Origin of the sequence: Parasphingopyxis sp., from assembly GCF_028279465.1 — a bacterium.
In the GTDB taxonomy this organism is placed as follows: domain Bacteria; phylum Pseudomonadota; class Alphaproteobacteria; order Sphingomonadales; family Sphingomonadaceae; genus Parasphingopyxis.
This window is the reverse complement of the sequence record NZ_JANQNS010000008.1, coordinates 131471-145703: the sequence shown is the minus strand read 5'-3', so window position 1 is coordinate 145703 and position 14233 is coordinate 131471. Positions and strand designations below refer to the sequence as shown.

Below are 14233 nucleotides of genomic sequence, written 5' to 3'. Positions count from 1 at the left end.
ACGAGTTACTCTCCCGCGATACTCGTCCGCGCATCGGCGTGCACAAGACCGCCATCGACCGTCAGCGTCTCGCCGATCACATAGTCGCCCGCGCGGCTCGCCAGATAGATGGCGGCCGCCGCCATATCTTCCGCTTCGCCGATCCGCTTCGCCGGGATCGACTGCGCGACAGCGTCGCCAGCATCGCGCGCCGCTTTGTTCATGTCCGAAGCGAAAGCGCCCGGCGCAATCGCCGTCGCGATGATATTGTCCTTGATCAGGCGTGCCGCCATCCGCTTGGTCAGCCACAGGATCGCGGCCTTGGATGCGTGATAGCTGTAGGTTTCCCACGGATTGAGCCGCATACCGTCGATCGAGCCGATGTTGATGACTTTGGCCGGCTGTTCTGCGCTCGCCGCATTGACGAGCAACTGGTGCAGCGCCTGGGTCAGGAAGAAGGGCGATTTGACGTTGAGGTCCATCGCCCGGTCCCAGCCCTTTTCGGGAAAGCTCAGATAATCCTCGCCCCAGGCTGCGCCCGCATTGTTGACGAGGATATCGAGCTTGTCCTCATGCTCGGCAATGGCGGCGGCAAGACCTTTGCAGCCTTCGACGGTCGAAATGTCCATCGGAATGCCGACGACCTTCTCACCCAGCTCCTGGACAGCGGCGGCGATCTGATCTTCCTTGCGCGCCGAAATATAGACCTTGCGGCATCCGGCCGCGAGCAGGCCCTGCACGATCATCTTGCCGATGCCGCGCGATCCACCGGTGACCAGCGCCGTGCGCCCTTCGAGGCTGAAAAGTTGCCCGATATCCATTATTCTTCTCCTTCGTCATCCCAGCGAACGCGGGGATCTCTGGCAAATTGTGGAAACGCCGGCGTTTAAGAGCCTGAGATTCCAGCGTTCGCTGGAATGACGTTATCCTCGGTTTTTGATCGTTTCCCTTGCAATGATCAGCTGCTGGATCTGGCTCGTGCCTTCATAGATCCGGAACAGCCGCACATCGCGGTAGAAGCGCTCGATGCCGTAATCATTGATATAGCCCGCGCCGCCATGAATCTGTACCGCGCGGTCCGCAACCCGGCCGACCATCTCGCTGGCGAAATATTTGGCGGCCGCCGCTTCGAGCGTGATCCGCTCGCCCGCATCCTTTTTCGCCGCGGCTTCGAGGACGAGCGCCTTGGCCGCCATGCTTTCCGCCTTGCTGTCCGCAATCATCGCCTGAATGAGCTGGAACTCGGACAGCGCCTGGCCGAACTGCTTGCGCTCGGTCGCATAAGCGACGCAATCGGCGATGAGCCGGTCCGCGATGCCGACACATACCGCGCTGATATGCAGTCGCCCGCGGTCGAGCACCTGCATCGCGACCTTGAACCCCTCGCCTTCCGCGCCGAGCCGGTTGGCAGCGGGCACGGGCGCATCATCGAAATTGACGTCGCAAACCTTGGCGCCCTGCTGGCCCATCTTCTTTTCCGGTTCACCGACCGATAAGCCGGGCAAGTCGCGCGGGACGAGAAAGGCCGAAACGCCGCGTCCGCCCACTTCCTCGCCGGTGCGCGCCATGACGGTGAAGACCGAGGCCTTGTCGGCATTGGTGATGTAGCGCTTCGTGCCGGAGAGCCGGTAGACATCGCCCCCTTTTTCATCTTTGGCGCGCACAGCCTTGGCTTTCACCGCGCCCGAGTCCGATCCGACATCCGGCTCGGTCAGCGCGAAGCTCGCTATCGCCTCGCCGCTCGCCATTTTCGGCAGCCATTCGGCCTTCTGTTCGTCGGTGCCCGCGATTACCACGCCCTGACTGCCGATCCCGACATTGGTGCCGAAGGTGGAGCGAAAGGCCGGGGTGGTACCACCAAGCTCGAAGGCGACGCGCACCTCTTCGCTCATCGTCAGCCCGATGCCGCCATATTCGGGGTCGATCGACAGGCCGAACAGCCCCATCGCTTTCATTTCCTCGACAACATCCTCGGGGATAGCGTCATCAGCCTCGACCTGGCCTTCGAGCGGGCGCAACCGCTCCTGTACGAAGCGGCGGATAGTCTCGAGCAGCTGATCGAAGGTTTCCGGATCGAGCGCCATGGCTATTCCCCTGTCCTCAATGGCCGGTCCTAATACCCATTCATCTCCGCCACGCGATTGGCGTGATAATTGGCGTCGCCCATGAATTCGGCCAGCGCGCGATCGCGCTTCATGTAGAGGCCAATGTCGTACTCATCGGTCATGCCGATGCCGCCATGCATCTGCACGCCTTCGCGGACGACAAGATTGGCCGCGCGGCTCGCTTTGGCTTTGGCGACGGAGACCATCAGCGGCGCGCCCTCGTCGCCCTCATCGAGCAGCTGCTGCGCCTTGAGCACCGTGGAACGCGCGATCTCCATCTCGCTATAGAGATGCGCCGCGCGGTGCTGGAGCGCCTGGAAGCTGCCGATGGTGCGGCCGAACTGCTTACGCTCCTTAAGATAGTTCACCGTCATGTCCATCGCGCCCGCACCGACGCCGACGGTCTCAGCCGCCGCGCCCGTCTGCCCGGCATGGAGCATCTTGGTCAGCACGTCCCAGCCCTGATCGACCTCGCCGATCACGGCGTCGGCAGTCACCTCGACATTATCGAACGCAACATGCGCGCCCATCGCGCTATCGACGAGGCGCGCGGCCTCCGCCGAAAGCCCGGCGGCATCCTTCTCGACCGCGAACAGCGTGATGCCGTTCGTCTCGCCGACACTGCCGCCGGTGCGCGCGGCGACGATCAGCATATCGGCCGATGCGCCCTGAATCACGAACTGTTTCCTGCCGTTGAGCTTGAAACCGTTACCGGACCGCTCGGCCTGCATGGCGATATGGGTGGGGCGGAACTTGGCACCCTCGTCGATCGCGATGCCGAGCACCGTGTCTCCGGCGATAATGCCAGGCAGCCACTGATCGCGCATATCCTTGCTGGCATCATTGAGCGCAGTCACGCCGACCACCGAGGTCGTCAGGAAAGGAGACGGCGTCAGATTACGGCCGATCTCTTCGAGCACGATCCCGGCTTCGACATGGCCCATGCCGAGCCCGCCATCCTCTTCGCCCGCCAGCATCCCGGCGAACCCCATTTCGGCAAACTGCTTCCACAGCGCATGGCCGAAACCGTCCTTGCACTCGCGGTCGCGCCAATGGCGGAGCTGCGTTTCGATGCTGCCCTCGGCCGCCATGAAGGGGCGCACCGTGTCCTGCAGCATCGTCTGGTCATCGTCGTGATAAAGGGGCATTTCAGGTCTCTCCAGTCATGCCCTCTCCCCTTGCGGGAGAGGGCTAGGGAGAGAGGGTTGACCGAGGCGGTTCGATGCCGCCGAGATCAAGATCGCTTCGCGAACCCCTCTCTCCAAACCTCTCTCCCGCAAGGGGAGAGAGGCTCAAAATTTACGCGTCCGGCAGCTCGAGTATCCGCTTCGAGATCACGTTGAGCATGACCTCACTCGTGCCGCCTTCGATGCTGTTCGCTTTTGTCCGCAGCCAGTCGCGCGATTTTGCGCCGCCGTTCGAGGCTTCGCTGTCCCATTCCAGCGCTTCGGACCCGCCCGACGCCATGATCAGCTCGTGCCGCCGCTTGTTGAGCTCGGTCCCCGCATATTTCATCATATTGGGCGTCGCCGGGTGGTTCTTCTTGGCCTTGAGCTCGTCCATGAAACGTTCGGCCATCGCCTTGAAGGCGAGCGCCTCGACATCGAGCTCGGCAAGCTGCGCGCGCAACAGCGGATCGTCGAGACGGCCCATAGCGTCCTCGCCGAGGCTCGGCATTACCGCCTTGCCGAGCGAGCCCATGCCGCCACCGCCGCCCATGCCCGAAATCATCTCGCGCTCATGGCCCAGCAGATATTTGGCGACATCCCAGCCACGATTGATCTCGCCGACATAGCCGGTGACGCCGTCACCATAATCCTTGGGCACCTGCACATCGTCGAAAAAGGTCTCGCAGAAGGGCGAGCTGCCCGAGATCAGCAGGATCGGCTTGGTCGACACGCCTTCGCTCGCCATGTCGAACAGCATGAAGGTGATGCCGCGATATTTGTCTGCCTTGTCCGTGCGGACAAGGCAGAAGATCCAGTCGGCCTGGTCGGCATAGCTGGTCCAGATCTTGCTCCCGTTGACGACCCAGTGATCGCCCTTGTCTTCGCCGAAGGTCTGCAAGCTGACGAGATCGGACCCGCTGCCCGGCTCCGAATAGCCCTGGCACCAGCGGATTTCGCCGCGCGCGATTTCGTTCAAGAAGCGCTGCTTCTGCGCCTCGGTGCCGAAATGCAGGAGCGCGGGCCCGAGCATCCAGATGCCGAAGCTGGAGAGCGGCGGCCGTGCCTTGATGCGCGCCATTTCCTGTTTGAGAACCTTGCCTTCGGCCGGGGAAAGCCCTGCCCCGCCATAGTCTGTCGGCCATTCGGGCACCGTATAGCCCTTCTCCAGACAGGCTTCGAACCAAGCCTTTTGCGCGTCGTTTTTGAACGTGGCGTTGCGGCCGCCCCAATAGATATCGGCTTCATCGCGCACCGGCTCGCGCATCTCGGCCGGGCAATTCGCCTCCAGCCAGGCGCGGGTCTCGCTGCGGAAACTTTCGAGGTCGGGCATCGCAATCTCCTATCGGTCTTCGCCATACTAATCCCGCGGGCGCGGGAGCGCGAATCTTGCTTTACGTTTACGTCAATACTCGGCTAAGCCACAAGAAAAAGTTTTCGGTCGCAACGGGCTTTCGGGCGTCATCGCTTTGCCCTAGCCTTTCGGCCAAGAGAGGAACGCTATGAGATTCGCAGGCAAGCGCGTGGTCGTCACGGGCGGTGCTTCGGGCATCGGCAAGGCGACCGTCGAAGCGTTCATCGCCGAAGGCGCGCAGGTGATGATGGGCGATCTCAACGCCGAAACAGGCGATGCGATGGCGGCCGATGCGCACTTCGATAACCGCCTCGCCTTCCAGCCGACGGACGTCTGCAATGTCGACGATCTCAAGAGTCTGATGGACAATGCCGCCGAACATTTCGGCGGGATCGATATCCTGTTCAACAATGCGGGCGCGGGCGGCGCGCGTGAGACGATCGATGAGATGACGGCGGAGGCATGGGATTCGACGATGAACCTGCTGCTGCGCGCGGTCGCCATGGGCACGCGCTACGCCGTCGATCATATGAAGAAAAATCCGGACGGCGGCGCGATCGTCAACACCTCGTCGATCAATGCGCACGAAGCCGGCTGGGGTCCGGTCGCCTATGCGACGGCCAAGGCCGGGGTGCGGCATCTCTCGAAGCTCTCCGCAGCACAACTCGCCAAGTTCAATATCCGGGTGAACTCGATCAGCCCGGGTTTCATCATGACGAACATTTTCGCGGACGCTTACAAGAACGAGCCGGAAGAGGCGCAGCGCGTCGATCAGGCGATCCGCATGGTCTCGCCGATCGCGCAGCCGGTATCCCGTTCGGGCGCTCCGGAGGATATCGCGCAAGCGGTGCTCTATCTCTGCTCCGAGGATGGCGGTTTCGTGAACGGGACCGATCTGACCGTCGATGGCGGGATCACGGTCGGCCATCGCCATAGCTGGGACGAGAATACGCCCGGCCTGCTGGAGCTAATCGAAGCGCAAGCGCAATTGGAAGGGACCGCCTAGCCAGCCGATGAGCGACACGGCCCAGCCAGACGCCCCTGCCGGCAATGCCTCCGTTCCGCTGGAACGGCATGTGCCGGCCCGTGTGAAATTCTTCTTCGGCTTCGGCGCCATCGCCTTCGGCATCAAAGACCTCAGCTTCGCGCTGCTGCTGACCTTCTATTTCAATCAGGTGATCGGCGTGCCCGCGACAATCGTCGGCAGCGCCCTGCTCTGCGCGCTTGTCTTCGACGCCTTCAACGATCCGCTGATCGGCCATCTCTCCGACAATCTGAAAACGCGCTGGGGCCGGCGGCATCCGTTTCTCTACGGGTCCGCGATACCGGCGGCTTTGTGCTTTATATTCCTGTGGAATCCACCCGAGCTAACCGACGGGCAGATGTTCTTCTTCATCTTCGGTGCAGCCTTTCTCGTGCGCGCGAGCATGTCTTTCTTCGAGGTGCCGATGGCCTCGCTCGGGCCGGAGCTTACCAGCGAATATCATGAGCGCACGCGGCTCTACGGGCTGCGGTTTTTCTTCGGCTGGTTTGGCGGCTCATCGATGCTGCTCATTACCTATGCGTTTCTGCTGGTGCCCGCCCCCGGCTATCCGGACGGTCAGCTCAACCCGGCCGGCTATGAAAGTTTCGCACTGATTGGCGCCGTCATCATGGCGAGCGTGATCATCATTGCGGGCATGGGCACGCATAGCGAGATCAAATATCTGCCGAAGAACAATTATCAGCGCCAATCGCTGCGCGAGGAGCTACGGCTGATCCTCCGCTCGTTCAACAATCCCGGCTTCAAGATCCTGATGTTGTGCACGTTGTTCGCCAATTCCACACTCGGCCTCAATCTCGGCCTGCTCATGTATTTCATCACCTATTTCTGGGAGCTGGACTCGGCGGCGCTCGCCTGGTTCGTGATCGGCCTCGTCGCCGGCATCGCCTGCGCGGTGGTCGCTTCGGCCTGGCTCTCGAAACGGATCGGCAAGCGCCGCGCGGCCTATATCTTCATTCTTTCGTCGATCGTGTTCACCCCGGCGGCCTATCTGGGCCGGGTGTTCGGCATCATGCCCGAAAATGGCGACCCGATACTGCTGCCAATCCTCGTCCTGTTCATGGCGCTCGGCAGCGGGCTGTTGGTATCCGGCCTGATCCTCAAGGTTTCGATGCTGACCGATGTGATCGAGGACGATGCCGAGCGCAGCGGCAAGCGCAACGAGGGCATATTCTTCGCGGGCAATTTCTTCGTCCAGAAATGCGTATCGGGCATGGGGATCGCGATCACCGCCGGCATCATCGCACTCGTATCCTTCCCGATCGGCGCAACGCCGGGCGAGGTGCCGCAATCCATCCTCAACAATCTCGCGATGGTGTATACGGGCATCATTACCGTGCTAGCGCTTTCGGCAGCGGCCATCGTCAGTCGATTCCCGATCGATCAGGCCGACCACGAAGCGCGCATCGCACGCATGCGCGGCGCGGCCGGCGAAGCGACGATGTGATTTGAATTCGGATTATCAAGGAGACTCTTCATGGATTTCAACCTTTCGGACCGCGAGACCCATTTCCGCGACCGCGTCAAAGCCTTTATCGATGAGGAAGTCCGGCCGCGTGTCGATGACTATGCCGCCGAGTTCCCGCCCGACAATCGCTGGGGCACGAGCGATACGCTCGAAGAGCTGAAGGAAAAGGCGAAAGCCAAGGGCCTGTGGAACTTCTTCATGCCGCCCCATTCCGGCCAGACGCATGTCGACGATACGTTCGAGTTTGAGGGTGAACAGCTCACGAATCTCGAATACGCCCTGTGCGCCGAGGAAATGGGCCGGGTCGGCATTGCGTCCGAATGCTTCAACTGCTCGGCGCCCGATACCGGCAACATGGAAGTCTTCCATCGCTACGGCACGCTCGAACAGAAGGAGCAGTGGCTCCGCCCGCTGATGAACGGCGAAATCCGCTCCGCCTTTCTGATGACCGAGCCACAGGTCGCCTCGTCCGACGCGACCAATATCGAAACGAAGATCGAGCGCGATGGCGATGATTATGTCATCAACGGCCGCAAATGGTGGTCGTCCGGCCTCGGCGATCCGCGCTGTAAGGTCGCGATCGTCATGGGCAAGACGGACTTCGAAGCGCAGCGCCACCAGCAGCAGTCGATGATCCTGATGCCGACCGATGCCGAAGGCGTCGAGATCGTACGTCACCTGCCCGTCTTCGGCTATGACGACGCGCCGCACGGCCATATGGAGGTCATCCTCAAGGATGTCCGCGTGCCGGCGTCGAACCTGCTTCTCGGCGAAGGCCGCGGTTTCGAGATCGCGCAGGGCCGCCTCGGCCCGGGCCGTATCCATCACTGCATGCGCACAATCGGCGTGGCGGAAGAAGCACTCGAAAAGATGTGCAAGCGTCTCCAGTCGCGCGTCGCGTTCGGCAAGACGATCGCCGATCACTCGATCTGGGAATGGCGCGTCGCCAAGGCGCGGATCGGCATCGAGCAGAATCGGCTGCTCTGCCTCAAGGCCGCCGACATGATGGACAAGGCCGGCAACAAGACGGCGCGCAACGAGATCGCGATGATCAAGGTCGCCGCCCCGCAAATGGCGCTCGATATCATCGACGACGCGATCCAGGCGTTCGGCGGCGCCGGCGTCACAACCGATCCGGGCCTCGCCCGCGCCTATGCGAGCCAGCGCACGCTGCGCCTCGCCGACGGCCCCGACGAAGTCCATGCCCGCGCCATCGCCCGCTGGGAATTCGGCCGCCATGCGCCGACCGAAGATGATGGCGCGATGAGCAGCGGCGATATCGGCGTCACGCGTTAGAAATGATGTTTCACTTCATTCCAGCGAAGGCTGGAATCTCGGGCTTTCTGGCGGGACTGTTCCGCATAGTTGCCTGAGATCCCAGCCTTCGCTGGGATGACGGATGAGGAGGGAGCAGCGATCATGCAAACCGCCGATCCTGATGCGCTGGGTTTCATCCCCAACCGCCTGAGCTACATCCCCGAGTTCATCAACGAGCGCTACATCGCCAGCGGCAAGATGAAGAATTTCCAGCTGACGATCGGCCGGGGCGACGATATCGCGCTGTTCGCGTCTGGCGGGATAGCGCGCGAGGATGGCGCACCGCTCCTCGACGATCAACTCTTCCGCATCGCATCGATGACCAAGCCGATCACTTCGGTCGCCTTTATGCAGCTTGTCGAACAGGGCAAGGTCGCGCTCGACGATCCGGTCCATCGCGTGTTGCCCGAGTTCAAGGGGCTCGGCGTCTATGCAGGCGGCGGCGCGCAAGTCCCGTTCGCCACCACGCCAACCGAGGCGCCGATGCGGATGGTGGACCTGCTGCGCCACACATCGGGCCTCACCTACGCTTTTCAGAACCGCTCCAATATCGACCTCGCCTATCGGGACCGGAAGATCGAAAAGTGGCACGGCAATCACGATCTCGATAGCTTCGTCGCCGATCTTGGAACGCTGCCGCTCGAATTCTCGCCGGGTACGGCTTGGAATTACTCAGTCTCGACCGATGTGCTCGGCGCCGTGATCCAGCGCGTATCTGGGCAGACGCTCGACGCCTATTTCGCGGACCATATCCTCGCCCCGCTCGGCATGGACGACACCTTCTTCACCGTGCCGGAAAGCAAGCTCGGCCGGCTCGGCGATTGCTGGACATGGACGCCGAAAGAGCCGGTGATGTTCGACCGGGCGGAGGAGAGCATCTGGTCGAGGCCGCCCAAGCTGCTCTCGGGCGGCGGCGGGCTGATTTCGACGAGCGCCGACTATCATCGTTTCTGCCGCATGCTGCTCGGTAAGGGTTCACTCGGCGATGCCCGCATCCTCGGCCGCAAGACGATCGAGCTGATGGCGCAGAACCATCTGCCCGGCGGCCGCGACCTCGCCGATATGTCGATCGCCATGTTCAGCGAGACGCAAAATGCGGGCACCGGCTTCGGCCTTGGCCTCGCGGTCAATCTCGATCCGGCGCGGTCGATGATGCCCGGCTCAGCCGGCGAATTTTATTGGGGGGGCATGTATTCGACCGCCTTTTTCGTCGATCCGGTCGAGGATCTGACGATGGTTTTCATGACCCAGCTCCAGCCGTCCAACACCTACCCGATCCGCCGGGAACTCAAGACGCTCATCTATTCGGCACTGGCCTGACGCGCTTCCGCTTTTGACTCAGCTAATGCTTTGCCGCAGATTTCGAAAAGGGCGCGAATCGAAGGGGGCATGCATATGAAACGGACTTTCGGGATCGTCACGGCAACGGCGATGGCCTTGGCGCTGACCGGCTGCGAATTCAGCTTTGGCGGACCGAGTCTGGAGGATATCGAACAATCGATCGTCGAGAATTACGAGGGCGAAGGATATGAGAATATCGCGGTCTCGCTCGAAGAGACCGAAGAGGGCGGCTATATCGGCGAAGTCGAATATACCGTTCCCCAGCAGAACGATGTCCAGCGCACACTCGAATGCTCGGTCGAACCGGTCGAGAATAACGAAGCGTCCTGGCGATGCTATCCGCGTGTAAACGACCTCGCCCAGATGATCGTCGATGGTTATGAGGAACGCGGCGCGCAAGAAGTCTACGCCGAACTGACGTCCGAAAGCGACACCAGCTATACCGGCCATGTCGACTATACCAACCCGCAGACCGGCCAGCGCAATCGCCACGATTGTACGGTCGATCTCGCCGATGGCGATGCGAATTGGCAGTGCGCGCCGTAAGACGCACATGCCCGGTCCGGCGCAATCCGCACTGGAAAATCCCGCGCAGAATCGGTTAGGGCGTTTTCGAAGTTATCGAGGATGCCCATGACCGCCCCTTTTCGCACCGTATCGCTGTTCGCCGCCGCCTTGCTGTTGGCCGCGTGCGGTTCTCCGGAGGCCGCTGAAGAAGCGGCCGCCACCGCCGCAGAAGAAAGCGCTGAGCGGGACCGCGCATTGGTCGAAAACGCAGTGCGCGACGCCTATGAAGCGGAAGGCGCCGAGGTCACCGACGTGACGATGGAACTGGCCCCTGACGGCGCCCGCTATATCGGCAATGCGACGATCCGCGATCCCGAGAGCGGCAACGAGATCACGGTCGAATGCCGCTATACGACCGATGCCGGCGGCACGCCGCGCCTCAATTGCGACCGGATGACGGACGCAGGGTAAGCTCGGCGCTTTCTTCGATTCCCGGTCGGGCTGCTTTATGTCATCGCGGCAAGGCGCTATTCTTGATCCAGCATCATGGTCGATATCTTCATCTCCTATTCGCGCGAAAACCGGGCCAAGGTCCGGCTGCTCGCCGAGAAATGCGCCGCTCTGGGCTATGCCGTCTGGTGGGATGAGGAACTACCGCCGCACAAATCCTATGGCGATGTGATCACGGAGAAGATCGGCGTGGCCAAGGCGGCGATCGTCGTCTGGTCGAAAAGCGCGGCGGCATCGGAATGGGTGCGGGCCGAGGCCGATATCGCGCGCAACCAGAAGAAACTGATCCAGAGCGCGCTCGACGACACGCCGCCGCCCCTGCCCTTCAACCAGATTCAGTGCGTGATGCTAGACGATTGGCAGGGCCAGGACGATCATTCGGGGTGGCGCAAGATCCGGGAAAGCCTGACCGAACTATGCGGTCCGCCGAACAGCGCTGCCGAGCCCGCCTATGCCATGCCGAGCGCGCCGCCGCCGGAGCCTGTATGGGCCGAAGCAGACAGCGCCGCTCGATCGAACCGCCTTCCGCTGATCGCGGGCATCGTTGCGCTGGGCGCAACGATCGCCGTCGCGCTGTTTCTGTGGCTGCCGGATCGGGAAAAGCCGGCTATGCAAGAGAATAGAGAGGAAGCGATCGCCGCCGAAGACGCGGAAGAACCGGTGGAGGAATTCCCGCTGCGCGCCGTGATCGACGATCCGGACGGCTTCACCTATATGCGCAACGCGCCGGCGCGGGGCGCCGCTGTCTTGCGCGCCATTTCGGACGGCGAGATGTTCTCGACGCGCGAGCAGGTCGCCGACTGGTGGGAGATCATGGCCGCGGACGGCACGCGCGGGTACATGCATGAATCGCGGATCCGCATCCTGAGCGAGGACGAGCGGATCGCACGCGAAGCCAGTGCCGAAAACGCGGTCCGGTCGCAGGCAGACGCGCTCGACGATATTGCAGGCGCGATGCAGGGCGTCAGCGACGCCATCGAATCCGGGCGCGACCCGGCGCAGTAACGCGATCAGCCGAGCTTCAGGCTCTCGCGCAATTCGCGCTTCAATACCTTACCGATTGCGCTGCGCGGCAATTCATCGACGATATGAACGGCGGCAAGCCGTTGGGTTTTGCCGAGCTTCGCGTTGGCCCAGTCCCTGATCGCCTCGGCATCGCGCGGCCCGACGACGACACCGACCGGCGTTTCGCCCCAATCCTCGCTCGGCACGCCGATCACGGCGACCTCGTCGACTTCGGGATGCTCGATAACAACCGCTTCCAAGTCACTGGGATAGATATTAAATCCGCCCGAAATAATCATGTCCTTGCGGCGATCCATCAGCGTCAGGAACCCGTCTTCGTCGAACCGCCCGACATCGCCGGTGCGGATGAAGCGGTTGCCCTCTTCATCATACCATTCGGTGTCGCGCGTCTGTTCGGGCCGGTTGTGATAGCCCTTCATGATCGTACCCGAGCGCCCGACAATTTCGCCGATCTCGCCCTGCGGTACTTCCTTGCCCTGCTCGTCGATGAGGCGGATGTCATGGCCCGGCATAGGCTGGCCGACCGTATGGAGCTTGTCGGGAAATTCATGGGCGCGCAGCGCGCAGCTGCCGCCACCTTCGGTCATGCCGTAAAATTCGACGAGCCCGCCCGGCCAGCGTTTCAGAATGTCCGCCTTCAGCTCCGCCGCGAACGGTGCGCTCGTGCAGAATTTCATCAGATAGGAGGACAGGTCGTAATCGTCGAAACGCGGCTCAGCCATCAGCCGCTTATACTGGATCGGCACAAGCATCGCCGTCGTCACCTTTTCACGCTCGCTGAGTTCAAGAAATTCCGTTGTCTTGAACTTCTGCATCAGCACCGCCTTGCCGCCATTGCCGATACAGGGGAGGAAGCTCACCAGCGTCGTGTTCGAATAGAGCGGCGTCGAGAGCAGCGCGACGGTCGCGGGCGTGAAGATCAGCCCACCGAAGGCCGTCACCTGCCGCCAGCGCATCTGATGCGAATGGACGATGCCCTTGGGCGTGCCCGTCGTGCCGCTCGAATAAATGATGTTGAAGCCCTGTTCGGGATCGATCTCGACCGGTTCGGGCTCCGCGCCTTCTTCCGGCAGCCAGGCTTCGAACGCCGTATCGTCGTCCAGCGTCACCGGCGTCACGCCGTCCGGCAGCGTCAGGGTATCGAGGATCGACTGGTCGGCGAAGAGCAGCCGCGTGCCACAATCCTCGACCATCAGCGCCAGCGCCTCGGGCGTTGAACTTTGCGCGAGCGGCGCCACAGTCCCCCCGGCTCGCAATATGCCGAGCCAGAGCACCGCATAGGCCCAGCCGTTGAGGCCGCAAATCGACACCGCCTCGCCCGATTGGACTCCGTCTCGCTGAAGCCCGGCAGCAATCCGGTCGCCATAGCGATCGAACGCGGCATAGCTCAGCCTTCTGTCCCCCGCGACAACCGCGATATCGTCCGGCCGTTCGGTCGCATGGGCGCACACAACATCGGCATAGGATGCGAACTCGCTTTGCAGCATCTCGGCGGCGGTCGTCATGCCAGGCTCCTCTCAAACGTCATTCCGGCTCCCGATGGGTCGCTAATCCGGAATCTCGGGCAACAAGCAATGTGCCTAACCGCCCTGGATTCCGGATCAAGTCCGGAATGACGATACTGTTCGATTTCAGTCGCGCGACGGCGCGACCGCCGAACCGGCAAGCAAACCGCCATCGATAGTCAACTCAGCGCCCGTCATATAGGCCGCCTCGTCGCTCGCCAGCAGCACGGCCAACGCCGCCACTTCCTCGGGCTCACCGAACCGCCGCATTGGCGTATCGGCGACGAATTCGGCCATCCGCTCTTCGCGATCCGGCCCGTCGCCGAGCATCGGCTCCCACATCGGGGTCAGCACGGCAGCCGGATGGATGGAGTTGCAGCGGATGTTTAGCCCTTGCTCCGCGCAATAGAGCGCAACGGTCTTACTGTGATTGCGTATAGCAGCCTTGGACGAGGCATAGGCCGCAGCGCCCGGAATACCGACCATCCCGGAACGCGAGGATATGTTGATGATCGAACCCGTGCCTTTTTCGCGCATGGCGCGGATGGCGTAGCGGCAGCCGAGAAACGTCCCGTCCAGATTGACGCGGTGGACAGCATGCCAATCTTCGAGGCTCACATGTTCGGGGTCGTGCGGGCTCATACCCTCTTCGAAACCCGTCACGCCGGCATTGTTGACGACAGTATCGACCGCGGGAAACGCATCGGCACAGGCTTGCCAGTCGGCCTCCTCGCCGACATCCAGACGCAGCCATTGGCGACCGATATCGTCCGCAACCGCTTGCGCGCTCGCCCCGTCCTTGTCGGTCACGATGACGTCCGCGCCTTCGGCTGCGAAAGCGCGCGCAATCGCTTCGCCGATCCCGCGTCCGGCACCGGTGACAAGGCACAGCTTCCCGTCCAGCCGTTTCATT

13 protein-coding genes are annotated in these 14233 nt (G+C 62.2%); 7 read left to right on the top strand and 6 right to left on the bottom strand.

The genetic code is table 11. The features are described 5' to 3' along the window. Positions 1 to 5: 5 nt before the first annotated feature. From Q0974_RS04975 to Q0974_RS04960, 4 genes are all read right to left on the bottom strand, one after another. Positions 6 to 800: an SDR family oxidoreductase gene (locus Q0974_RS04975; protein ID WP_299323347.1), complete on the bottom strand. Its 795-nt coding sequence runs from the start codon at positions 798 to 800 to the stop codon at positions 6 to 8. Positions 801 to 902: 102 nt separating this feature from the next. Beyond that, complete coding sequence (locus Q0974_RS04970) at positions 903 to 2063, bottom strand: acyl-CoA dehydrogenase family protein (protein ID WP_299323345.1); 1161 nt, start codon at positions 2061 to 2063, stop codon at positions 903 to 905. 29 nt (positions 2064 to 2092) lie between these two features. Next, positions 2093 to 3232 carry an acyl-CoA dehydrogenase family protein gene (locus Q0974_RS04965; protein ID WP_299323343.1) on the bottom strand — a complete coding sequence of 380 codons (1140 nt, stop codon included), beginning with the start codon at positions 3230 to 3232 and terminating at the stop codon, positions 2093 to 2095. A 151-nt stretch (positions 3233 to 3383) separates the two neighbouring features. Further along, complete coding sequence (locus Q0974_RS04960; protein ID WP_299323341.1) at positions 3384 to 4583, bottom strand: acyl-CoA dehydrogenase family protein; 1200 nt, start codon at positions 4581 to 4583, stop codon at positions 3384 to 3386. A 169-nt stretch (positions 4584 to 4752) separates the two neighbouring features. On the opposite strand from Q0974_RS04960, the gene Q0974_RS04955 reads away from it, so the two are divergent. The 7 genes from Q0974_RS04955 to Q0974_RS04925 all read left to right on the top strand — a co-directional run bounded on the left by Q0974_RS04955 (position 4753) and on the right by Q0974_RS04925 (position 11794). Continuing rightward, positions 4753 to 5610: an SDR family oxidoreductase gene (locus Q0974_RS04955; RefSeq protein WP_299323340.1), complete on the top strand. Its 858-nt coding sequence runs from the start codon at positions 4753 to 4755 to the stop codon at positions 5608 to 5610. A 7-nt stretch (positions 5611 to 5617) separates the two neighbouring features. After that, complete coding sequence (locus Q0974_RS04950) at positions 5618 to 7093, top strand: MFS transporter (protein ID WP_299323337.1); 1476 nt, start codon at positions 5618 to 5620, stop codon at positions 7091 to 7093. A gap of 30 nt (positions 7094 to 7123) precedes the next feature. Then, positions 7124 to 8410, top strand: a complete 1287-nt coding sequence (locus Q0974_RS04945; protein WP_299323335.1) for an acyl-CoA dehydrogenase family protein — start codon at positions 7124 to 7126, stop codon at positions 8408 to 8410. A 123-nt stretch (positions 8411 to 8533) separates the two neighbouring features. Beyond that, a complete protein-coding gene (locus Q0974_RS04940; protein ID WP_299323333.1) occupies positions 8534 to 9751 on the top strand; it encodes a serine hydrolase in 1218 nt (405 codons plus the stop codon). Between the two features lie 75 nt (positions 9752 to 9826). Beyond that, positions 9827 to 10318, top strand: a complete 492-nt coding sequence (locus Q0974_RS04935) for a hypothetical protein (RefSeq protein WP_299323331.1) — start codon at positions 9827 to 9829, stop codon at positions 10316 to 10318. Positions 10319 to 10405: 87 nt separating this feature from the next. Then, entirely contained in the window at positions 10406 to 10750 is a 345-nt protein-coding gene (locus tag Q0974_RS04930; protein ID WP_299323328.1) for a hypothetical protein, read from the top strand. 75 nt (positions 10751 to 10825) lie between these two features. Then, on the top strand, positions 10826 to 11794 hold the full coding sequence (locus tag Q0974_RS04925) for a TIR domain-containing protein (protein ID WP_299323326.1): 969 nt from the start codon (positions 10826 to 10828) through the stop codon (positions 11792 to 11794). A 5-nt stretch (positions 11795 to 11799) separates the two neighbouring features. On the opposite strand, the gene Q0974_RS04920 is transcribed toward Q0974_RS04925, so the two are convergent. Together Q0974_RS04920 and Q0974_RS04915 are read right to left on the bottom strand one after the other, a co-directional pair. After that, positions 11800 to 13320 carry a class I adenylate-forming enzyme family protein gene (locus tag Q0974_RS04920; RefSeq protein WP_299323323.1) on the bottom strand — a complete coding sequence of 507 codons (1521 nt, stop codon included), beginning with the start codon at positions 13318 to 13320 and terminating at the stop codon, positions 11800 to 11802. Between the two features lie 126 nt (positions 13321 to 13446). After that, positions 13447 to 14232 carry an SDR family oxidoreductase gene (locus Q0974_RS04915; RefSeq protein ID WP_299323319.1) on the bottom strand — a complete coding sequence of 262 codons (786 nt, stop codon included), beginning with the start codon at positions 14230 to 14232 and terminating at the stop codon, positions 13447 to 13449. Between the last annotated feature and the right edge of the window lies 1 nt (position 14233).